Below are 22,327 nucleotides of genomic sequence, written 5' to 3' on the forward strand. Positions count from 1 at the left end.
GATAGTTTACAAAAAATAGTTGAGCAAGTATGAAAATAGTATTTATGGGTACCCCTGAATTTGCAATCCCGGCTTTAGAGGCTCTGATCGGTTCTAAACATCAAGTGCTTGCTGTTTACACGCGAGAGCCGAAACCTGCGGGTAGGGGAAAACAATTGTTGAGCAGTCCTGTTCAAACTATAGCTGAAGAACATAGTATACAGGTTTTTACCCCTAAGAATTTTAAAAATCCCGAGGAAATAGAAAAGCTGAAAGCTTTAGATGCTGATATAATAGTGGTAGTGGCTTACGGGTTAATTTTACCGAAAGCGGTTTTGGAAGCATTTAAATTCGGAGCACTTAATATTCATCCTTCAAAACTTCCCAGATGGCGGGGAGCAGCACCGATAGAAAGATGTATAATGGCCGGTGATGAAGAAACCGCAATTTGTATTATGCAAATGGATGAAGGGTTAGATACCGGGGATGTTATTTTGGAGGAGCCATATATGATTCCGCAAAATATGACGGGTAGAGAACTCGCGGCCGTTTTAGCCGAAAGAGGTGCGAAGCTTTTAATTGAAACGATTGAGCAAATTGAAAACGGTAAGGCGGTTCGAAAGCGGCAATCTGAAGAAGGATTAACCTACGCTAATAAAATTTTCAAGGATGAGGAAAAAATTGATTGGAATATGAGCGCACATCTGGTTAATGCGAAGATTAGAGCATTAAGCCCTAAGCCCGGAGCTTATTTTATATTTAGAAATGAAAAGATAAAAATTATTACGGCCGAATATGATTTAACACCTGTAGATGTGCCGATCGGCACGGTAATTGATGATCATATGACGATAGCATGTAAGGAAGGAGTGATAAAGCCCACACTGGTACAAAGAGAAGGCAGGAAAATGGTTTACACCGAAGCTTTCCTGAGGGGGTTCTCGGTTCCTATGGGAAGTGACCTTAATTGCAGCGGTTAACGTTCCGATTGAATAGTAGCTTCTTGTTGCTGCCTTTTTTCTATAACTCCTTCCACCCATTTAGGCTTCGGGTGCTCACCATGAGTTTGCGGTTTAATATCCTCTTTCATTTTAACTTTTTCATTTTCAAAGTTTTTCAAGTCTGTGTCACTGAACTTTGCAATACGTGGCTTTTCTATAGCAGGAGAGGTAATCTCTTCATCCTTATTTCTCTTAAACGGTTTTGTTACGGTATCTAAAATCTTATTAATTATCTTAGTAACCAAAGGCTGTTTTTCTCTATCCTCATATTTAAATTTATTATAGCTTGCCGTGTTTTGCTGAAGACCTTCTATATTATCTTTATAGGGATCCTGTGGGAAAGCGGCAAGGGTATCTTTTTTAATGCCGTGCGCTCCCCTGGTTCCGCCGTTGGCTGAAGCCATAAATTGAGTGTGCCCGCCTTTTACTTGAGTTTTTAAGTTCTCAATTTGTTGATCTTTTAATTGTAGTGCTTCATTCTCTACTTTAATAGATGGGGCGATTTTTAATTGTAGTTTTTCATTTGCTGCTTTAAAAGTTTGGTCAGTGAGTTCTAATCCTGTCCTATCCTTACCGCTTGCACATTGCACTACAACTTCGCTTAGTGCTATATTATTAAGTTTTGCATCTTTATTTAAAGCTCCATGAAGCAAAGAGAAGGCAACCGCATTCATCTCGGTACTTAGTTCAAGGTTGGAGTTATTAGGGTCCCTAAACAGGTGTGAAGTGGTCATAAGATGCTTAGCATCTATTGCATGCTCTAAAGCCTCCAATACTTCGAGTTCATAGCCAGCATCTTTTTGTCTTTTAAGTTGGGTTCTGGCTGCTTGTTCATTTTTCCCTGTGTTTAGAAACTTTGCAATATCTAATGAACCTCTCTTTTCTGAAATATAGCCTACATCCGACAAAATTTTCTCAAAGCCGGTATTATCATTTCTCGAGGCCAGACGCCAAATGTTAAACGGAGTTGTTGCTCTACGGCCACCCAACTTTTCCTGTCCCTTACCTACCTGTTCATGGATAGCGCTATCTATCCCGGTCGGGTTAGCCGGCGAATTAAGCACGTTAATAGTTGTGGTTCTTTCTTGGGGCACAAAACTTTGCAGCTGCCTTAAATTCTCAGTTGCTATCTCCTGGCGTTCTTCTTTTGAAATTTGTTTACCGTGGAACGATGCCGTGCCCGCATGTAGAGTCCTTGCTTTCATTTCTAATGTTATCGGTTTTGAATCAATTAAGGGGGAGCTTATATAAGTGGTTTTAGAATGTGCATTACGTATGCCTATCAACTCACCTCTCAGCTGGGTCGGTAGCACGAATTTTCCTTCGGCAATTTTGCCTGCATGCTCATGTACCAAATCTTTTAAATGCGGTGCAAGGTTATTATACCAATCCATATTTACAGGCTTACCTTCCATAGTGAGTTCTATATTTTCTCCTCTATTCGCATGCTTTATTGCCAGATATTGAAGTTTTTGATTATCGGTTAACCCAAGAAGCATGGCATCTGATTCTACGACTAAGCTATCTTTACCTTCGCTATCTTTTTGCTTAGTAATTGTGGTCACATGATAATGCTGATCGGAAAGGTTACCAAAATCTTTTGCAACCGAGATTTTTTTCCCGGCATTTTCTATGCCTGCTGCTTTGAGATAATCAACTAGTAAGGTATTATATGTTTTAATATTAGATTTTCCTTCTATATTACCTAAAAATACTCCTACAGCTTGCCTTATTTCCGCCCTTGCGATGCTTGCATTTAATTCGTCGATTTCTTTTCTTTCTAAAGCATGGCCGAGTAATTTTTCAGCAGCTCTTGCGGCATTTAAAAATTGGATCTTATATGACTCCGGGCTATCAAGCGGCGGCGGAGCAGCAGGGTCAACGTTATGTGCATCTCTAATTAACACTTTAGAACCGTCTTCTAAAGTGTTTCTTGTCCATTTTGTCCCTTCTCGAGCATCTCTATTCTCTTCCAGCTGTTCAATTAACTTGCCGTAATTAGGAGATTGGAGATCAAACTCAATCTCTTTAGGCTTAGGAATATCTTTTAAAGGAGTATTTATATAAGCAGCAATTTTCCGTTCAATTTCTTCTTGGTTTTGCTGAAGCCTTTCGTAGTTACTAGGATTTTTCATAATATAACAAAATAATTAACCTTTTATAGCGTTATACTAGCAACAAAAGGTTAATTAAGTGTTAACGAGAAATAATGTTTAAAGTAGTTTAAAGACTATTTACTTTAATTTCTCTGGCTTTAAGCAGAATTTTATCTTCCATATCTCTTGAAAATTGAGGAGTAATCGGGCTATCTTTCCATGCTCCATGAGCATCTTTAACTTGTTTGAAGGCTGAAACCTTAACTGCATCGGATCTTAAAGAAGCTCCGATAATCATGATATTAAATTTGAATCTTTCTTTAGCATTAGGGCTGCTTGTATACCAATCGGTAATAATAACTCCGCCGAAAGGATCCGCCGAAACAAGTGGTGCCTGCAGCAAATGAACCGAATCCAGAGAAGCTCTCCACAGGTAACTGTTAACATTTATTGCATCGGCAACCGATTTACCTTTTTTCTTAGTACCACCGAAAAGCACTATTCCATCATCGCCGGTAAGTTTACCCATTCTTTCCAATTCACGATCTTCCCTTGATTTAGGATAATTTGTTTCTTTATCTGCTTTTGAGCAGGAAGTAATGGTTAGAGCAGCTATAATTGTAGCCAAAACCGGGTACTTTTTCATAAGTTCACCAAATATTTATTTTGCTTAATTTCCTAGCATTCAAATCCGATAAAGTCAAGAATACGAGTTTTGCAATAAACTTGCTATTAGAATTAAAAAAATATAATTTTATATCTTAAATACCATATAAATTATTATTTCTATGTACCGAAAAATACTGATTGCTAATTGGAAAATGAACGGCAATTCGGAAAGCTTAAAAAGTCTTGCAGAACATTATATTAATACGTTCACCGAGGAACAAAAGGTAGAAGTTGTGCTTTGCCCTGCTCATCCTTACCTCAGCTTAGTAAATGATATAACCGGGGAGACTTCTATAGAGCTTGGTGCACAGAATATTGCCTCATTCCCAAAAGGCTCTTACACGGGCGAAGTCAGCGGTGAAATGCTTGCTGATATTGGGTGTAAGTATGTAATAATCGGGCACTCCGAACGAAGAAAGCTTTTCAATGAACAAAGTGAAGAAATAGCGCGAAAAATAGAATTAGCAGCGCAAAATAATTTAATCCCTGTGCTTTGTGTTGGGGAAGAGTTAAATAAAAGGCAGGATGGAAGTTATTTGAATTCCATTAAGGAGCAAATTGAAGACTCTCAAATTTTATCTCAAAAAAATGCGGTTATTGCTTATGAGCCGGTTTGGTCTATCGGTACGGGGGTGATACCCACTGTTGAAGAAATTGCAGAAGTTGTTGATATAATCACAACTATGTCAAAAGCAAAAGTGTTATACGGAGGCTCAGTAAGTGCCGATAATTCGCGCCTAGTATCAGGCATAGCTAATTTAGACGGGTTTCTGGTAGGTGCAGCGAGCCTAAAAGCGGAAGAGTTTTATGCAATATATAAAAGCTTATCAGGTTGAGCTTTAGACCCTTGCAATCGGAAAGCAATTGTTGGTCGGGAATTTAGTAATATCCATTGTGTTGAAATCCCAAAAATATAATAAATGGAAAACATCAATTTCCGAGCCTATTGCGCGTTTAACCCACTCGATTACTTCAGTAACATTCCCGTGTGTTTTTTGGCAATATTCAGCCATTATAAGGCATGCCCTAAATTTATAATTCTCTTCAATAGATTTTGATATTGCTTCAAAAGCGTCTTCATATTTTCCGATATCAAGGGCAGCTTTTGCCAGTAATAAATTGCTTTCATAATGACCTGGATTATAGCCGGTTATATTTTTTACAATTTTAAAAAACTTCTCATCCGTGTAATTTTTTCTTATGGAAACTAATATATCTGATGCGCTAAAACTTGGTTCTATTTGCCATACAGCCTTAATATATTTTATACTATCCTCGAATTTTTGAGCTGCAGCTTTAATTTTTGCCAATAAAATGAGGTTGGGAGTAAAGTCACTAAGGTGCTTATAGGAAGATAAAGCATATTTTAAGGCGTTTTCACTATCACGGGTTAGAAAATAGTTATTCGCAACTTTATAACAAGCAATTGATAATAGTTGTTTTCTTCTATTTTTAGCGAGTAAAGAAGATTGTCTGGAATTTTCAATAAAATCAATTAACTCTTCCCATTTATCCTCCATGATAAATGCATGAATATATGTGCTTAGTAGCCATTCGCTTTTATGAATCTTGTTAAGTTCATTGCAGTAAGTTATCACTTCATTCCAATTATTTTCCTGTTGAGCAACTGAAATTAACCCTTCTATGCCTGCGATTTTTGTTGCATCATTTTTAGATAAATTTAAAAAAGCCAACTTAATTTCACCCAGCTCCTCTTTTAACAAAGCTACTTCCGAGGCTAATAAGTTGGTTAAATTTTCAGGTAAATGTGTTCTTAGTCGGTTTAATGCTTTATTTGCTTTCGGATGATTATGATTATATATCGCAACCAGTAACTCCTCAAGTTTTAAAGGAATATTAACCTTATAAAAGGAAGTAATTAAATTTTTAAAATTATAAGGCAAGCCAAGTATGACAAAGAATATACGTATTAATAACAGCATTGCCATAAAAAAGAACAACAGAAACAATACTGATAAAGCAAAAGAAGTTTCTACATGGTAACCAAAGGCATCAAAACTGATGTTGCCGCTGTTTTGATACAACCATAAAAACCCGAAAGTAAGACAGGCTATAAAGATTAATAATGTAATAATTCTAATCATTTTCCAGTATACTCAATGTAAATTCATTTAAAAGTTTTTCTAAGCCAATTCTAGTATGCAGCAAATTTTGTAAGTATTCCAATCCTTTATTCTGATTAGAAACAGTTTTTAAAATATTATAAGCTGAAGCTATATTGCCCATCTCTACTGCTTTTTTGGCTTGCACCAGTTTATCTTTCCTTATCTTTTCCTGTTTATAATCCTTGCTGCTTGTAACCACTACCAATTTATTAAAATATTGTTTTGCTCTAGCATAGTAGCCTTCAGGCTGGGTTATTTCCGTACTATTATTTTCTATATTTTCAATTATTTTAATTAAATTGGAATTTGACTTAAGAGAAGGATAATCAAGTTTAATAAAATTATTCATTTTATCTTTTAAAAAGGAATCATGATAATCTGCAATCTTCTCTAAATCCGTAAGTACATTGTGTGAGTCTTTTAGCTTTTGCCTTAGCAGATAGATCCGCTTGATTAATTCGAACTTATTAGCCTTATTAACTATTTCCTCACTACTGGTTTTAGGAACATTTTTAAAAACTTTTAAGGTTTCGGCCAGCAAGTGTTTTTGTGCTTTTATTTCTTCTAGATTTGATAAGCTGTATTGTGTGGTATCCTGAACTAATAATATAGAATTACGAATTTGATCTAATTCTTTTTTTAGAAAAAAAAGACCTAAATATATGCTTAGGATTAGCATTCCTAACAATGCTATAAGTATGGGTGTCTTTTTTATTTTTTTGCTAACAATAGCTTCTTTTATTTCTTCATTCATAAAAAAACCTCTCCGAATATCTGGTAGAATAGACGAAGAGGTATAAAATTAATATTATTTTTTTTATAGTATTATTACAAAGTTAGCGAGTTACTTTGAATCTGCGGTTTGGGTAACTTTATTAGGCTGCTCTGCTTTAGCTTTAGCTTTAGCTTCGTTAATTTTTGCAACTAAGCTTTCGTAGCCTAACTCATTCATAAGCTCTCCGGCTATAATGAATGTAGGAGTTCCGCCTATGCCGACTGTTCTGGCAAGATTCTGATTAGCTTGGATAATTTCATTTATCCTATTATCAGTTAAAGCCTTTTTAAGATTAGGAATATTAACTCCGACTTTACCCGCTAAGCTAAGTAAAGCTTCTTCGTCTTTCTTACCTTTGTCGGTTAGTGCCGCTAAGTGGAATGCTAAATATTTGTCCTTATCAACTATATTTACAGCCAAAGCATATCTAGCCGCAAGTACTGAGCTTTCGCCTAAAATCGGTAATTCCTTAAACACATATTCTATATCAGGATTATGTTCAATAATTTTAGACTTGATATTTGCCGTGTGTTTGCAATAACCACAATTATAGTCAAAAAATTCAATTACCTTAACTTTAGCATTCTTCATTCCCACTCTCGGATCATCCGAATTATTTTCAAGTTCCGCTAAGTGAGTTTTTATTTTTTTACCTGATTCAGCAATTGCCTCTTGCATTTTTTTCATTTGATAATTTTCTAATGATTTAATAATCGCTTCAGGGTTATCTTTAATCACTCTTATTATAGTTTCTTCAAGAGCATTTTCATTTTCTCTAAGTTTCTCAGTATTAAGTTTTTCCGCAGAAGGAGATTTAGAATAATTAAAATAAGCAAAACCCAGGAAAGCAAAGAACCCTAAGAGGAAAACATAGGTGGATAAAATTCTATAATTCATATTGATGACCGTATTTTATAATTTACTGCAACTTATCTTTTAAAAGTTTTATGAGAATAAGCAAGTGATTTTCTATTTTTTATTGCTGTTTTAGCTTCTTCCAGTGCGCTCATATAAAATGGGTCTTTGATGTGATCGGATTTACTGCTTACACTATTAATAAATTTTTTAGCAGTTTTAGTATCTCCGATAATTGCAAATGCACGAGCGAGAGCTATATATGAATAGTCAGTCATATTTTCCTTACCCAAAACAACTCCTAAACTGTGCCAAGCACTAAAATTTGATCTGTCGACATCAATTGCAGAGCGTAAAAGTTCTCCGGCTTTTTTAAGGTCGGAATCGGCGGTAATTAATGCGGAAGCTAACTCGATTTTAAATATAGTAGATGTACTTTTAAGTTTTAATGCTTTTTCATAATAAGTAATAGACTCGTTAACCTTGCCGTTTTCATACAGAAATTGGGCTTTAAGTTCAATAAAGTAAGGATTATTCTGCTCTAATAAAAGCAGCTTATCTATGAGCTCGAGTGCGGTTTTTAATTTCCCGATTTTATAATAAGCAATCGAATGTGCATATAGGTCAGGTTTATCAGTGCCCCCATACTTTTTAAAAACTTCCTTAAAGGGAGAAGTAAAAGCAAATATCTTAGCTACAACCATTTTATACCTATGGTTTAAGCTTGCAGGGAGAGCCCCTGAAGATAGGTTGGTATTTTGCTTAATATAATTAATTCTTTCTCTGGAGACCGGGTGGGTAAGAAGATAAGGATTTGATCCCTTATAAAAAATTCTTTCATTACTATTTAAGTGGCGAAGGAGCTTAGATAAGCCATCAGGAGACAACTTAATCTTCTCTAAGTATTTAATTGCAGCAGCATCTGCTTGTGATTCCTGTATTCTTGAGTGCTTTAAAAAATCCATTTCAGCAGCATGTTTCCCACCCAATGCTACTGCACCGAAGGTTTCAAAATTTCCGCTTAATAACCCTGCGGCAGCTCCTAAAATAGTACTTGCAATCATTTTATTCTTCAAAGATTCCATCTTTTCGCGAGTTAACGAAATATGTCCTAAAGCAATATGAGCACACTCATGGGCGATTACTCCCGCGAGCACATCCGGGTTATCCGAAAAAGTAATCAGGTCGGTAAAGATAAAAATATTAGTATTATCCATTACAAATGCATTAATACTTTTATCGCCGACTATTTTGATTTTTAAATCTCTACCGGGTAAACCTGCTGCTGTGAAGATCGGTCGCGCAATTTCAGTTATTACTTCTTCTGCCTCTTCATCAATTATTATTTGCATGCCGTGTGCAGTGTTGCATATCAGAAATGCTGCAATAAAAATAATGATTTTTGAAATATGCATTTTCTACTTAGTAGGTTTTGAAGTAGTTTAACTTGAAAATTCTTAGAAATAAAAGAAAAAAGTATTAACAAAATATTATTCCCACCTATACTCATACTTATAAACATATTATATTGTAAGGATTTAAATGCGCATTGGGAGTTTCAATCTGCCATTTGATAAGGAAGGAATCTTAAACGGACTTTCCGGTTCAAAGCGCAATTTAGATATCTTTTTTGCAGTAGGTGTTCTTTGTATAGTCGGGGTGCTTATCTTTCCGATTCCTCCAATGGTAGTTGATTTTCTTTTAAGTATTTCGATCACACTTTCAGTTTTGATATTAATGACATCGCTTTTTATTGATAGGCCTCTGGATTTTAGTTCGTTTCCTACCGTTTTATTAGTTGTAACCATGCTAAGGCTTTCTCTAAGTATTGCAACCACCAGGCTAATATTAAGTAAAGGTCATACGGGTACCAGTGCGGCAGGGCACGTAGTTGAGGCATTCGGTTACTTTGTTATGCAAGGCTCGGTTATAATCGGAGTTATCGTTTTTGCTATTCTTACTATTATAAATTTTATCGTTATTACTAAAGGTTCGGGCAGGATTGCAGAGGTGGCGGCAAGATTTAGCTTAGATGCAATGCCGGGCAAACAGATGGCTATAGATGCCGATCTTTCAGCCGGATTAATCAGTGAAGAAATAGCACGAACTCGCAGAAAGCATTTAGAAGATGAAAATACTTTCTTCGGAGCTATGGATGGTGCTAATAAATTTGTTCGCGGTGATGCTATCGCTGCACTGCTTATCATATTTATCAACTTTGTTGCCGGTATTATAATCGGTACCGTGCAAATGGACATGAGTTTTGAAAAAGCGCTTACCACATATACCATACTTACTATCGGTGACGGATTGGTTACTCAGATACCGGCATTAATAGTATCTACAGGGGCAGGTTTATTGGTAACAAAATCAGGTTCTACCGGCTCCGCTGAAAAGGCAATATTTGAGCAGTTGGGAAGTTATCCGAAAGCTTTAGGAGTTAGTTCGGGGTTAATTGCATTTATGGCGATGATGCCTGGGATTCCTGCTGTTCCTTTTCTATTTGTAGCCGGTATAACTTCAGGCCTTGCATATTATTTAAATAAGGCTAAAGCTAAGGTTAAAGCGGATGAAGAGAAAGCAGATGGTAAAGCTCAAGGTGATGAAAGTGTTGACGGAACCGCTCCTGAGGATGCTTTAAGTGATACTTTACAAATTGATACTATAAAACTGGAATTAGGTTATGAGTTATTATCTTTAATTAATTATCAAAAAGGCCATAAATTAACTGATCAGATAAAAGCCTTAAGAAAGCAGATTGCCAGAGATATGGGGTTCATTATACCTTCAATTAGAATACAGGATAATCTTGAGCTAGACCCGACTACCTATTGTATTAAGATTAAAGATATAGAGTGCGGCAGGTCGAATGTCAGGCCGGAAATGCTGTTAGTAATGGAGCCGAAAGGAAAAGCTATTGAGCTTCCGGGAGAAGTCACGACTGAACCTGCGTTCGGGTTAGCTGCTAAGTGGATACTTGAAGATCAAAGAGAAGAAGCACTATTTAAAGAGTATACGGTAGTTGACCCGCCGACGGTTATTATCACTCATTTAACGGAAATTATTAAGGAAAATATAACTGAGTTACTTACCTATAGCCAAACCCAAAAGCTAATCGATGGATTATCCCCCGAACATAAGAAATTAGCTTCGGAGATCATTCCTTCACAAATTTCTACCACAGTTTTACAGAGGATTTTACAGCAGCTTTTATCCGAAGGGGTATCAATTAGAGATTTATCCACTATTCTTGAAGCTGTTTCCGAGATTTCAGTGAACACCAACAATGCATCAAAAATTGCGGAACATGTGAGAACCAGGCTTTCTAAGCAAATCTGCCATACTAATACTAATGAAAAAGGATATATACCGATAGTTATATTATCACCTCAATGGGAACAGGCATTTGCAGATGCAATTACCGGAGATAATGATGAAAAGCAACTTATAATGGCGCCGAGTAAATTGCAGGAATTTGTTGCTTCCATTAATAAAGTTTTAGAGAGACATGCGCTTGAAGGGGAGTTTCCCGTAATTTTAACTTCCTCAAATCTTAGACCTTTTATTAGAGCTATTGTTGAGAGATTAAGGGCAAATATAGTAGTGTTATCGCAAAGCGAAATTCACCCTAAAGCTAAAATTAAAACAATAGGTCAAATTTAATTAAATAATGGAAACACTTTATTCTGTTTTGCTACCGCTAAGGTTCGATAAGCCTTTTACCTATAAATATACGGGTGAAGATGACTTATCGCACGGGCAGCTAGTTAAAGTTTCTTTCAGAAGCACCGAGATAATTGGTGTTATTATAGGTAAGACCAATGAAAGCCATGGTAAACTTAAGGAAATCAGTAAAGTTTATAGGGGGCTGAAATTTGAAGAAAGCCTTATAAAATTTATTGGCCGGGTAGCGGATTATAACATGGTACCCAGAGGGTTAATACTTAAAATGGTACTTGGGGGCAATAAGCATTTTGATAAAGAAGTTAAGTTTGAAATAGAAGCGCATAAAACCATATCAAACTTGGTGAGCTTAAGAGAGGAACAACAAAGTGCTTTAGAGCTTATTCAAGAAAAGTTGTCACAAAATCAATATAGCTCTATTTTACTTGAAGGTATAACCGGTTCCGGTAAAACGGAAGTTTACTTAAAAGCTGTGGAAGAATTAATTAATCAAGGTAAACAGACGCTAGTGCTATTGCCTGAAATTGTTTTAACCACTCAACTTATGCAAAGATTTGAAGAAAGGTTAGGTTTTAAGCCGGTTCAGTGGCATTCAAGCATTTCTCCTAAGGAAAAAAAAATATATTGGGAGGCGGTTTTCAGCGGTAAAGCAAAATTTATAGTCGGGGCAAGGAGCGCGTTATTCCTGCCGTATAGGAATTTAAAGCTGATTGTAATCGATGAAGAGCATGATCAATCATACAAGCAGGAAGAAGGAGTAATCTATAATGCTCGAGATATGGCGATTTTAAGGGCAAGTTTGGAAAAAGTACCTATTATTCTCTCTTCAGCTACTCCTTCTTTAGAAAGTATATATAACGTTAAGCAAAACAAGTCTGAAAAAGTTTATCTTTCTTCTCGTCACGGAACAGCAACATTACCGGAAATTAAAATAGTTGATTTGAATAAAGAGCAGCTTAATAAAGGAGAATGGATTTCTCCCACCTTAAAAAGCCATCTTGAAGAAATCCTGGCTTCAAAGCAACAATCTTTATTATTCCTTAATCGTAGAGGGTATGCTCCGATTACCTACTGTAGTAACTGCAAAACTAAAGTAGAATGCCCGGATTGTAATTTTTGGATGGTAGAACATAAGAAAAAAGGTGTTTTACAATGTCATTATTGTGGGTATTCAATTGAGAAAGTGCAAAAATGTACAACATGCGGCAGTACCGAAAAAGTTTTTGCCTTAGGCCCGGGGGTAGAAAGAATAGAAGAAGAAATCAAAAAACTTTTGCCTGATGCCAGAACTGTCTTATTTACCAGCGATACCATCGAAAACCATAAAGAAGCTGAAAAGATAATTGATGCAATTATGAATAATGAAGTTGATATTGTAATCGGTACCCAAATGGCGGCAAAAGGGTTGCATTTCCCTAAGCTTAACTTAGTCGGGATAATAGAAGCTGATAAAAACTTAGTCGGCGGAGACATAAGAACACTAGAGCGGACCTATCAGTTACTGCATCAAGTTTCAGGCAGGGCAGGGAGAGAAGCTGAGAAAGGAGTGGTAATCATTCAAACTTATGAACCGGAAAGCGCATTGCTAAAAAACTTAAGCAACGGAAATAGTGAGAAGTTCTATGAAGCGGAGTTAAATGATAGAATGGAAGCTGATATGCCCCCCTATTCAAAACTTGCAATTATAACTTTACAATCTATAAGTGAACAAGCTTGTTTGGATACCGCAGATCAAATCGCTGCTCATATTCCTGAAACCGGCAATATTACTGTTCTAGGCCCCTCACCTGCTCCGATCTTTATGTTAAGAAAAAGATATCGTTATAGATTCATTATTAAGAGTGCAAAGAATATAAATATGCAAAAGATTATTGCTCATTGGCTTTCTAAAATTAACCTCTCTCCAAGAGTTAAGCTTAAGATAGATATTGACCCTTATAGTTTTTTATAAGAAGTATTGTCAAAGCTTGCTAATTTCAAAAGTTCCTTTGGTATCTTTTATAGTATAACCTTTGCTCTCAATTTCTCCTCTTAAAGAGTCAGCTAATTGCCAATTTTTTTCCGCCTTAGCTTGCATGCGATTGTTTGCAAGTTTTATAATTTCAGCAGGTATAGTTTCAATATCTTTTAAAAGATTTAAACCTAAAAATTCGGCATTTCTATAAAGATGAAGCGCCATAGTTTCATTGCCTTTGAAAAACTGATCAGCATAACCATGAAGTCTGGCAAGAGCAGCAGGAGTATTTAAATCATCTTTTAAATCTTCTATTACTTCAAGGTTAGCTGTAGAAGCTAAGTCTTCTTTATTAAATTTACTTAATACGTTTCTGAATCTCTCAATAGCCTTTTTCGCATCGTCAATTGCTTTTTGGGTAAAATCTTGAGGCTTGCGATAATGAGTCGTGAGGTAAAAATACCTTAGCACAGTGCCCTCAATTCCTTCACTTAAGGCTTCTCTCACGGTTTTAAAGTTATTTAGGCTTTTGCTCATCTTCTCGCCGTCAACAGTTAAAAAACCGTTGTGTACCCAGTAACGGGCAAATTCGGCGGAATTATTAGCGCATACGCTTTGAGCAATTTCATTTTCATGATGAGGAAAAGTTAAATCTATTCCTCCGCCATGGATATCAAAAGTATTGCCGAGGTGCTTTTTACTCATTGCAGAGCATTCAATATGCCAACCCGGTCTACCCCTGCCCCATGGGCTTTCGAAGCTGGCATGGTATTCATTTTCTTTTGCGGGCTTCCATAAAACAAAATCAGCCGGGTGCTTTTTGAAAGGTGCAACCTCTACTCTTGCTCCTGCAATCATTTCTTCAACACTTCTTCTTGAAAGTTTGCCATATCCCTCAAAAGACTCAATGTTAAAAAGAACATGCCCTTCTACCGGATAAGCAAACCCTTGCTTGATTAGGCTCTCGATCATTTCAATCATCTCTTGGATATGTGCGGTTGCTCTCGGCTCAATTGTCGGAGGAAGGCAAGAAATGGCCGCTATATCTTCATGATAATAATCGGTAATACGAGTGGTTAGGGAGCTAATATCTTCTTTATTGAGTTCGGAAGCTGTAATGATTTTATCGTCGACGTCAGTAATATTACGAACAAAGGTAACCTTAGGATACACTTTTTTCAGTAACCGATATAAAGTATCAAACACCACAGCAGAGCGCGCATTACCAAGATGAGGACGATCATAAACGGTAGGGCCACAAACATACATCTTAATATGAAGCGGATCTATGGGAATAAATTCTTCTTTAGCTTTGGTAAGTGTATTAGTTAAAAATATGGACATATTTTTTTATATTACCCGATTTGGATTTAAGAATTATTTTAAATCAATAAAAGCTTGGTTTCTAAGTTTTAAAAGATAAGCCTTAACTCGGTTATCGAGCTTCCTTTGTTTCAAAGATTCTCTTAATTCCTCATCTTTAGCCAAATTTGAAGGGGGTAAATCTTCTTTTTGCTGCGGAGCAACCTTTCTATCAAGTACTTTTATTATATATACGCTATCATTCATAATAATGGGCTCAGAAATTTCACCCGGCTTAAGATTAATTACTGCTTCAACGAATTCATTAGATAGCTGTTTGATATAAAACCAACCTATCTCTCCTGATTTAGCAGCACTGGAGCTTTGAGAAAAGTTTTTGGCAAGTTTGGCAAAGTCAGCGCCGTTTTTAATTTGGTCAGCTAATTGTTCTATTAAATCTTTAGCTTCCTCAATATTATTAGTGCCGGTAAAGATTGCTATTTCTGCAAGTCTTACTTTATCTTCATCTCGAGTTGTAGAGTGAGTTCTTTGTAATAGAGGGGAATCTTTGATATCCTGCTCGGTTACTACTACAAACGGTTCAATTTGAGTTTTAATAAGTTTTGACCAAAGTAATTGATGCTTTATTTGATTTTCCAGTTCATCTTGAGAAATTCCCGAGTTTTTTAAAAATGCATCAAGTTGGCTAATCTTTAAATTATTATTAGCTGCAATAGTATGAAAAGCACGTTTAATATCTATTTCATCAACTATGATATTTAGTTTTTTGCTTCCTGTTCAAAAAGCTTTTCATCTATTAGCATCTGTAAAACTTGGAATTTTAAAGCTTCTAAAGCTTTCGGGTTGTGAGGCAGATTATTGGATTTTACAACCAATTCTATTCTGCGATTTAGATCTAGGTCGGTTATCGGCATATGGTTTACGACTGCAACAACTGCTTGTTCAGCAGCATATGAGAGTTGGTAAAAGATAATAAATATAAATAACAATATTTTTTTCATTCTACTCCTTTTCCTCTAATTAAAATCCGGGAATCTTAACATTTAAAGCATATGTCGTGCTTGGTTTTAAATCATTAAGCTTTGTATGGTCTCTTTCTACAACAAAAAATGTCTGTAAGCAATCTCCGAGATAGTTAAGATTCACCCCTTCGGAAATTTTCTTACTTGCTCCGGGGATTTTACCGCCTAATTTTCTCTTTACATGCCCCCCTAGCCACCAATCATTATAAATATTATATGAAGCTGTGCTTGTTACATCTTTGCGATAAATTTTATTAAGTTGGTTATTATAAGTAAATATTTTTTTACCGACTTCCATATAATTTATCGACATATTCCATTCAGGTAAATTTAAAGAAGTATATACTTCATTACGCATTACGGACAAATCTTTGTTATCTAATCTTAATTTATGCACAAGGTATACTTCTTTGATGGGCTGTAAATATACTTTACTTACATAATCGGATCTCTTTTCTGTAAGGCCGGAAGCTTTACCGTAATTTTCATGCTTTTTAAAATTAAAAACTTCTCCGACGGTAAAACCGAGGTTTTCAATATATTTGCTTTTTAAATTACCTCTTAAGCCGTAATTTAAGCGAGATCCTGTTTCTAATTGGTCATGCCCTAAATACCTGTTGCTACTTATTAAATTTAAGGCAGAAATTTCAAAAAACTGGCTATCCTCATTAGGAATTATATGTGACGGTTTATGATCGCGGGCAATTATCAGATTTGCAATCGGTTCAAGAGTTATTGTTCCGAAATTAGTATAATTTACAAGAGGTAATCTCCATTCGATATCAAATTGCGGATAAGCCATCGTGGTGTTACCTACCGGTTTATCGCCGGTAACTTTTTTAGAGTTATTACTTTGGTGTACCTGATAATAATCACCTCTAATACTTCCACCTATTTGTAATAACTGCCCATAGGGTAAAACAAAAGGGACTTTGTATCCGACAGTAGAAGATAACCTTTGGTATTTTAAACCGGTATTTCTATGCAAATTCAAAGCATCAATATCAAAATAAATTTTTGAGTTATTATACTCTAAGTCTTTATCAAAATAACCTCTCAACCAAGGAACAACTCTAGGAGCTGTTTTCCAATCTGCGTCGGTATAAGCCGTATTTAAATTTTGGAAGTATAGAGTATCTAAAAATAAATAATTATTATCCCAGAAATTCCTAACAAATCCATTGGTAGTTAAGATATCTTCCTGGCTGATTTTATATTTTTTAAGATATGTTTTACTCTTATCATATACTCTCATTAGATTAAGACCGATATAACTATCAAACATAGTATTTTCTAAAGTAAAGAGGGATTCGAAGTTAATATGGCCTCTCACTTGTTTACTGTTTTCAACCACTGTACCATCTTTTAGAACTTTCTTAGTATCAATCATGCTACCTTCTAATAGGTATTCACCATGATCGGTTAAGTGCCTAAAGTTTCCTTCCAGTAACGGTTGATCTTTTGTAAACAGCCTGACTGATGTAGTTGCATCCATGTTAGGGGCTATGTTCCAGTAATAAGGAGTTCTTATGCTGTAACCGAAGTCATTTGTCCAAGTGAAATTCGGTGATAAGAACCCACTCTTACGCTTGGCTCCCGGAGTAGGAGTGACAATATAAGGCGTATATGCAATCGGAGTTCCAAAGGCTTCTAATCTTGCGTGTTTATAAGTGATAGATTCCTTATCCCGGTCAATTAAGGCTTCTTTTGCCCTAATTTGCCATAAGGGTATATTGGGAAACACATTGTTTTCACATATCCGACAGGTTGAGAAGACTACGTTGCCCATTTGCATCTTAGTTTTACTGAAGATCTCTACTTCTGATGCAGATATTAAACCGTTCTCAGTAAGTCTTCCTTTAAAATTTAAGGCTCTTCCTTTATATAAAAACCTATCCAGATTTAAAATGTCGGCAAAATAAACGCTGCCGTCCTCTTTAAGAATGGCAATATTTCCTTTAGCGTAATATTTATCTTCAGCCTTATGGTAATGCATTTCTTCAGCTGTTAAGACTTCATTGCCTTGCACAACTATAACATCTCCCTTAAAAATAATTACCTCATCGGCATCATTGTAAAAAAGATCATTATATTCTATATATACCGGTTTATTTTGGGAGTTTACGTAAGTATTTCCATAACTTGTTTTATAGGCAAAGAGTATTAAACCGATAAAAAATAATATTAAACGCTGCATTGTTAATTTCAAATAAAGTAAGTATTGTTATATTTAGCAAAAAATTATAATTTTAACAACTAATTAACTTTGTTAATCCTTTGTTAGAAAATCGTGAATAATTTATCGGTAATGTGTTCGGATTATTGTTAGCCTAAGCATTAACCAATTTGCTGTAAGCTTCCATTAAAATTTTAAGTTTGTGGTTTTTTATATCAAAACCATAGGTGGCTTTAGTTGCTGCAATTTGCCCGATCGGCATTATTTCAATAGCCGTGCCTGTAAAAAATGCTGCCTCAGCTTCATTTAAATCTTCAATTTTTATGTATTTCTCTATTACCTCCATACCATTAGTCTTAGCAATTTCAATTACGGTTTGCCTGGTAATTCCGTTTAGAAAACAATCCGGAATCGGGGTTAAAAGTTTATTACCTGAAATAATGAAAAAATTTGAAGTAGTTGCTTCAGTAATATTTTGGTTTATATCAAGCATGAGGGCATCATCAAATCCTTTTGCGGTAGCTTCATTTTTTACCATGGTTGCAATCATATATATTCCCGATGCTTTGCTTTTAAAAGGCGTACAAGCGGCCGGAGGCTTTATCCAATTGCTTATTACAACTCTTGCTCCTCTTTCTCGTATAGTTGTTCTGGATTGTTCAAAAGTTTCCCATCCCGCAATTGCAGTATGCACTTTACAGTTATTTCCTGAAATTAGCATAGTTTCACTGCCGAGCCATGCGACTGGTCTTAAATACCCGTCTTTAATATTTTGTTTTTTGATCACGTTAATTGCAGCGAGCTCAAGCTCTTCCAGGGTAAACGGTAGATTATACCCGACAAGTTTCGCCGAGTTGATTAATCTTTGTTGATGCTCCCTTAGTTTGAAGGGTTTATAATTATAAATTCTAATACCTTCAAAAACGGTACAGCCGTAATGCAATCCATGAGTAAGAATGTGAATTTTAGCATCTTTCCACTCGACAAAATTGCCGTCAAACCAAATAAAACCTTCCCTTTGATCAAATGGAATAAGAGACATAAAAAACTCCTGTTAATTTATAAGAAGGAAGATATATTAGTTGCAAACTCAAAGCAATAATCTATGGATAAAATTTCAAATATACTGCCTTCAATTAGTGAAATAATTAAAAGGTATAAATTAATACCAAACAAAAAGCTTGGGCAAAATTTTATCCTTGATACTGATATCACTGATAGAATAGTTTTATCGGCCGGAAATTTAAAAGGGGTTAATGTACTTGAAATAGGTTCAGGAGCAGGTACTTTAACCAGATCATTATTAGCAAGTAATGCTGAAAAAGTTGTTGCCGTTGAAATGGATGTAAACTGTATTAAAGCTTTAGAAACTCTAATTACTGCAAATGTTGAGCGTTTAAAGGTAGTGCAAGGAGATGCTCTCAAAATTAAGGAAGAGGAGGTAATTGACTATCCTGCTAAGGTGATTGCCAACCTTCCGTATAATATCGGTACCGAGTTAGTATTAAAGTGGATTACAAAAACAAATTTATTTGAGTCTATCACGGTAATGTTGCAGAAGGAAGTAGTAGAAAGAATGTCGGCAATGCCTTCAACTACACATTACGGGAGGCTCTCAATTATATGCCAATTGTTATGCGAAGTTGAGAAAAAATTTGATGTTGAAGCGCATCATTTTTATCCTCCTCCCAAAGTGACTTCAAGTATAGTAACTATAACCCCGAGAAAAGAACCTCTTTATAATGCAAATATTAGTAAAGTGGAGAAAATGACCCAAATCTTATTTGGTCAACGTAGGAAAATGGTCAGATCTATATTAAAAAATAAAGTTCAGAATCTGGAATCAGTGCTTGAGGAGTTAAACATTAATCCGCTTGCAAGGCCGGAGAATCTTACACTTAAAAATTTTTGTGATCTGGGGGATAAAATTATTTCCCTATAAGCTACATTATGAGCTCTTCAACTTGCCTTCTGGCTAGATGTAATTTATTGGGATTTTTTACTGCTATAAAAATTGTATCATCTCCGGCTATAGTGCCTGCTATTTCTGATACCAGTTGGGATTTAGCTTCGATTTCATTATCAATTATAATAGCTATTGAATTGGCAACGCCCGGAATAGTCTTGATTATAAGAAGATTGGGCTCCGAAATATTGATATATTTAATAACTGGCCTAGAGAAAAAGGTTTTTTTCTCTTTTACTTTGTAAATGCTGTTCTCTTTTTCAATATTCAGCTTCTTTAGTTTTCTAGATAGTGTAGATTGCTCTACGTGTTCTTGCGACAACTCCTCTATCTTAAGCATTAAAGCTTCCTGGCTCGAAATTTTCTCATTTTTTATAATTTCTAAAATCAGCTTTTCAATCATGGGTTATGAAGTTATATGTTGCATATGTATGCATAATAGGTTAGCATAGTATGCAAAGAAAAGTCGAGAACAAAAATGAAAAAGAAGCTTATAATATTAGTTCTAGGCCTACTATCAATTACGCTTATAATGTGCTTAAATCCATTTGCCGAGCATGATAATGTAGATAGGGATATAAAAAAGACTTTAGTTATGGGGGTATCTTTAGACTATCCGCCTTTCGAGTTTATGCATTTAGGTAAGCCGCAGGGGTTTGATATTGATTTAGCATATATGCTTGCAAATGAGCTTGATTTCAAGCTTGAGATTAAAGACATGGATTTCGGTTCCTTAATTCCTGCGTTAAATAGCAAGCAAATAGATTTTATTATTTCAGCTATGTCGCCTTCTCCCGAGCGTGCTAAAAACGTAGATTTCACTAAATTATATTACCAGGCTAAAATAGAGATCTTAACTCTTGACTCGAAAGATATAGAAGCAATATCCCGATTTGAAAATAAAAAAATCGGAGTGCAGATGGGTTCAACTATGGAAGCTTACTTAAAGAAAAAGCAAGCGGAAATACCCTCGTTGGAAATTTTATCTATTGCCAGAGTCCCTGCATTAATTGAGGAATTGAAAATCGGAAGGATAGACGGGGTTTTATTAGATGCGGAAATCGCAAGAAAAATAATTTCTAGAAACCCGAATTTAAAATCCGGAGTTATTGAAGATTTTATAGGCGGTAATGCAGTTGTCTTACCCCTTAAATCAGAACTCACCGAAGCTTTTAACTATGCTTTGGATAATCTTGAAAAAGAAGGCAAGTTAAGAAGCTTAGAACAAAAATGGATTGTTGAAAGTAAAGAGTAAAAATTTATGGTTAATTATGATTTTCAGTGGGTGTTATATATTGTTGAAGGAATAACTATTACTTTACAGTATTCCCTTACCTCGGTGTTTATCGGGTTTTTCCTTGGAATTATATTCGCATTTATTATTTTAAGTGAAAATAAAGTACTCTCCTTCCCTGTGAAGCTTTATGTTTCAATAATAAGAGGTACCCCCCTTCTACTGCAATTAAGCATTGTCTATTTTGCCGTGCCTGCCCTTACTGGGTATAAGATATCGGCGTTTGCTTCCGGAGTTATTGCCTTTTCTATTAACTCAAGTGCTTATATATGCGATATAATCAGAGCCGGGGTTCAAGCCATCGACAAGGGGCAATTTGAGGCAGCTAGGGTTTTAAATATACCTTATTTCTTTATGATGAAAGATATAATTTTACCTCAGGCATTAAAAAATATATTACCTGCACTTATTAACGAAGTAGCTGGTATGATTAAAGAATCCTCAATTATTGCGATAATCGGGGAGGCAGATTTGATGAGAAGGGCGCAAGTAGTTGCTGCTGAGCAGTATACTTATTTTGCTCCGCTTGTTGTCGCCGGGATCTGTTACTATATACTGGTAATTACTTTAACTTATTTTGCTAAAATTTTAGAGACGAGATTACATGCTAAGTATAAATAATTTAACTAAATATTTTGGTGACCACAAAGTATTAGACGGGATAAACTTTAAAGTTAGCAGAGGAGAAGTTATTTCTATCATCGGCTCATCGGGAAGCGGTAAATCAACAATTTTAAGATGTATAGCAGGCCTGGAGGATTATACCCAAGGTGAAATCAAAGTGGGTGCGAATAGTAAAAAACATAACATAGGTATGGTATTTCAAAACTTTTGCCTTTTTCCTAATATGACCGTGTTACAAAATTTGACCTATGCACCGGTTAAAATTTTGAAGAAGAGTAAGCAGGAAGCAGAGGATAAAGCAATAGAGCTACTTAAAAAAGTCGGGCTGGAAACTTCAGTGGATAAATATCCTTCTGCCCTCTCGGGCGGCCAAAAACAAAGGGCGGCAATTGCAAGAACATTATGTATGGAGCCGGAAATCCTGCTTTTCGATGAGCCGACTTCAGCACTTGATCCCGAAAACGTTAAGGAAGTTTTAGAAACCATAAAACAACTCGCGCACACTAATATTACGCTTATTATAGTAACTCACGAGATGCTGTTCGCTAAAGAGATCTCTGATCGGGTTATATTTATCGATGGGGGAAAAATTTTAGAAGATGCTTCTACTTATGAAATATTCAATAACCCTAAAAGTGAACGCTTAAAGCTGTTTTTAAAAAATATTCTGTAGAGATAAATCTTGTCTTAGATGTAATAATAATTAATCTGAAAATGTTAGGTTTTATTAAGTATATAGAATAACTACTTAAATGAAAGCCGTGCGTATAAAATATTAAGGGG

20 protein-coding genes and 1 pseudogene are annotated in these 22,327 nt (G+C 35.6%); 8 read left to right on the plus strand and 13 right to left on the minus strand.

What is annotated here, in order from left to right; genetic code table 11:
• Positions 1 to 29: 29 nt before the first annotated feature.
• Positions 30 to 959, plus strand: coding sequence for a methionyl-tRNA formyltransferase (gene fmt, locus I862_RS07040; protein ID WP_038540540.1), 930 nt, complete (start codon positions 30 to 32; stop codon positions 957 to 959).
• Here fmt and I862_RS07045 read toward each other — a convergent pair.
• Entirely contained in the window at positions 956 to 3,115 is a 2,160-nt protein-coding gene (locus I862_RS07045; protein ID WP_038540543.1) for a hypothetical protein, read from the minus strand. The genes fmt and I862_RS07045 overlap by 4 nt on opposite strands.
• An 88-nt stretch (positions 3,116 to 3,203) precedes the next feature.
• On the minus strand, positions 3,204 to 3,722 hold the full coding sequence (locus tag I862_RS07050; protein ID WP_038540546.1) for a DUF3576 domain-containing protein: 519 nt from the start codon (positions 3,720 to 3,722) through the stop codon (positions 3,204 to 3,206).
• Between the two features lie 142 nt (positions 3,723 to 3,864).
• Here I862_RS07050 and tpiA point away from each other — a divergent pair, with 142 nt between their 5' ends.
• Positions 3,865 to 4,581, plus strand: coding sequence for a triose-phosphate isomerase (tpiA, locus tag I862_RS07055; protein WP_038540550.1), 717 nt, complete (start codon positions 3,865 to 3,867; stop codon positions 4,579 to 4,581).
• Positions 4,582 to 4,584: 3 nt separating this feature from the next.
• Here tpiA and I862_RS07060 read toward each other — a convergent pair whose 3' ends face one another.
• From I862_RS07060 to I862_RS07075, 4 genes are all read right to left on the minus strand, one after another.
• Complete coding sequence (locus tag I862_RS07060; RefSeq protein ID WP_038540552.1) at positions 4,585 to 5,850, minus strand: heme biosynthesis HemY N-terminal domain-containing protein; 1,266 nt, start codon at positions 5,848 to 5,850, stop codon at positions 4,585 to 4,587.
• Positions 5,843 to 6,625, minus strand: coding sequence for a hypothetical protein (locus I862_RS07065; RefSeq protein WP_038540556.1), 783 nt, complete (start codon positions 6,623 to 6,625; stop codon positions 5,843 to 5,845). Before I862_RS07065 ends, I862_RS07060 begins: the two co-directional genes overlap by 8 nt.
• Positions 6,626 to 6,715: 90 nt before the next feature.
• Complete coding sequence (locus I862_RS07070) at positions 6,716 to 7,543, minus strand: DsbA family protein (protein ID WP_038540560.1); 828 nt, start codon at positions 7,541 to 7,543, stop codon at positions 6,716 to 6,718.
• Positions 7,544 to 7,575: 32 nt separating this feature from the next.
• Complete coding sequence (locus tag I862_RS07075) at positions 7,576 to 8,916, minus strand: M48 family metalloprotease (RefSeq protein WP_038540563.1); 1,341 nt, start codon at positions 8,914 to 8,916, stop codon at positions 7,576 to 7,578.
• Positions 8,917 to 9,043: 127 nt separating this feature from the next.
• On the opposite strand from I862_RS07075, the gene flhA reads away from it, so the two are divergent.
• A complete protein-coding gene (gene flhA / locus I862_RS07080) occupies positions 9,044 to 11,164 on the plus strand; it encodes a flagellar biosynthesis protein FlhA (RefSeq protein ID WP_038540565.1) in 2,121 nt (706 codons plus the stop codon).
• Positions 11,165 to 11,171: 7 nt separating this feature from the next.
• A complete protein-coding gene (gene priA / locus I862_RS07085) occupies positions 11,172 to 13,136 on the plus strand; it encodes a replication restart helicase PriA (protein ID WP_038540568.1) in 1,965 nt (654 codons plus the stop codon).
• Positions 13,137 to 13,145: 9 nt separating this feature from the next.
• On the opposite strand, the gene cysS is transcribed toward priA, so the two are convergent.
• From cysS to I862_RS07110, 6 genes and pseudogenes are all read right to left on the minus strand, one after another.
• Positions 13,146 to 14,483 carry a cysteine--tRNA ligase gene (gene cysS, locus I862_RS07090; protein WP_038540571.1) on the minus strand — a complete coding sequence of 446 codons (1,338 nt, stop codon included), beginning with the start codon at positions 14,481 to 14,483 and terminating at the stop codon, positions 13,146 to 13,148.
• 33 nt (positions 14,484 to 14,516) lie between these two features.
• Positions 14,517 to 14,708, minus strand: a complete 192-nt coding sequence (locus I862_RS08450; RefSeq protein ID WP_038540573.1) for a hypothetical protein — start codon at positions 14,706 to 14,708, stop codon at positions 14,517 to 14,519.
• Between the two features lie 9 nt (positions 14,709 to 14,717).
• Positions 14,718 to 15,218, minus strand: a pseudogene (locus tag I862_RS08875) (peptidylprolyl isomerase); the annotation flags it as partial.
• Between the two features lie 2 nt (positions 15,219 to 15,220).
• Positions 15,221 to 15,463, minus strand: coding sequence for a SurA N-terminal domain-containing protein (locus tag I862_RS07100; protein WP_038540577.1), 243 nt, complete (start codon positions 15,461 to 15,463; stop codon positions 15,221 to 15,223).
• Between the two features lie 19 nt (positions 15,464 to 15,482).
• Complete coding sequence (locus I862_RS07105) at positions 15,483 to 17,681, minus strand: LPS-assembly protein LptD (RefSeq protein ID WP_038540579.1); 2,199 nt, start codon at positions 17,679 to 17,681, stop codon at positions 15,483 to 15,485.
• A 133-nt stretch (positions 17,682 to 17,814) separates the two neighbouring features.
• Positions 17,815 to 18,702: a branched-chain amino acid transaminase gene (locus I862_RS07110; RefSeq protein WP_038540582.1), complete on the minus strand. Its 888-nt coding sequence runs from the start codon at positions 18,700 to 18,702 to the stop codon at positions 17,815 to 17,817.
• 63 nt (positions 18,703 to 18,765) lie between these two features.
• Between I862_RS07110 and rsmA the strand changes: the two genes are divergently transcribed.
• Positions 18,766 to 19,602 carry a 16S rRNA (adenine(1518)-N(6)/adenine(1519)-N(6))-dimethyltransferase RsmA gene (gene rsmA / locus I862_RS07115; RefSeq protein WP_052646541.1) on the plus strand — a complete coding sequence of 279 codons (837 nt, stop codon included), beginning with the start codon at positions 18,766 to 18,768 and terminating at the stop codon, positions 19,600 to 19,602.
• A gap of 1 nt (position 19,603) precedes the next feature.
• On the opposite strand, the gene I862_RS07120 is transcribed toward rsmA, so the two are convergent.
• Positions 19,604 to 20,029, minus strand: coding sequence for an arginine repressor (locus I862_RS07120; RefSeq protein ID WP_052646542.1), 426 nt, complete (start codon positions 20,027 to 20,029; stop codon positions 19,604 to 19,606).
• 75 nt (positions 20,030 to 20,104) lie between these two features.
• Here I862_RS07120 and I862_RS07125 point away from each other — a divergent pair, with 75 nt between their 5' ends.
• From I862_RS07125 to I862_RS07135, 3 genes are read left to right on the plus strand one after another with little or no spacing between them, the layout of a single operon-like run.
• Positions 20,105 to 20,881 (plus strand): ABC transporter substrate-binding protein, encoded by a 777-nt coding sequence (locus tag I862_RS07125; RefSeq protein WP_052646543.1) that lies wholly within the window; start codon positions 20,105 to 20,107, stop codon positions 20,879 to 20,881.
• A gap of 6 nt (positions 20,882 to 20,887) precedes the next feature.
• Positions 20,888 to 21,541, plus strand: a complete 654-nt coding sequence (locus I862_RS07130; protein ID WP_038540585.1) for an amino acid ABC transporter permease — start codon at positions 20,888 to 20,890, stop codon at positions 21,539 to 21,541.
• Entirely contained in the window at positions 21,525 to 22,217 is a 693-nt protein-coding gene (locus I862_RS07135) for an amino acid ABC transporter ATP-binding protein (protein ID WP_038540588.1), read from the plus strand. The genes I862_RS07130 and I862_RS07135 overlap by 17 nt, the downstream gene beginning before the upstream one ends.
• Positions 22,218 to 22,327 lie beyond the last annotated feature (110 nt).

The sequence above is a fragment of the endosymbiont of Acanthamoeba sp. UWC8 genome (genome assembly GCF_000730245.1).
GTDB lineage: Bacteria > Pseudomonadota > Alphaproteobacteria > Rickettsiales > Midichloriaceae > Jidaibacter.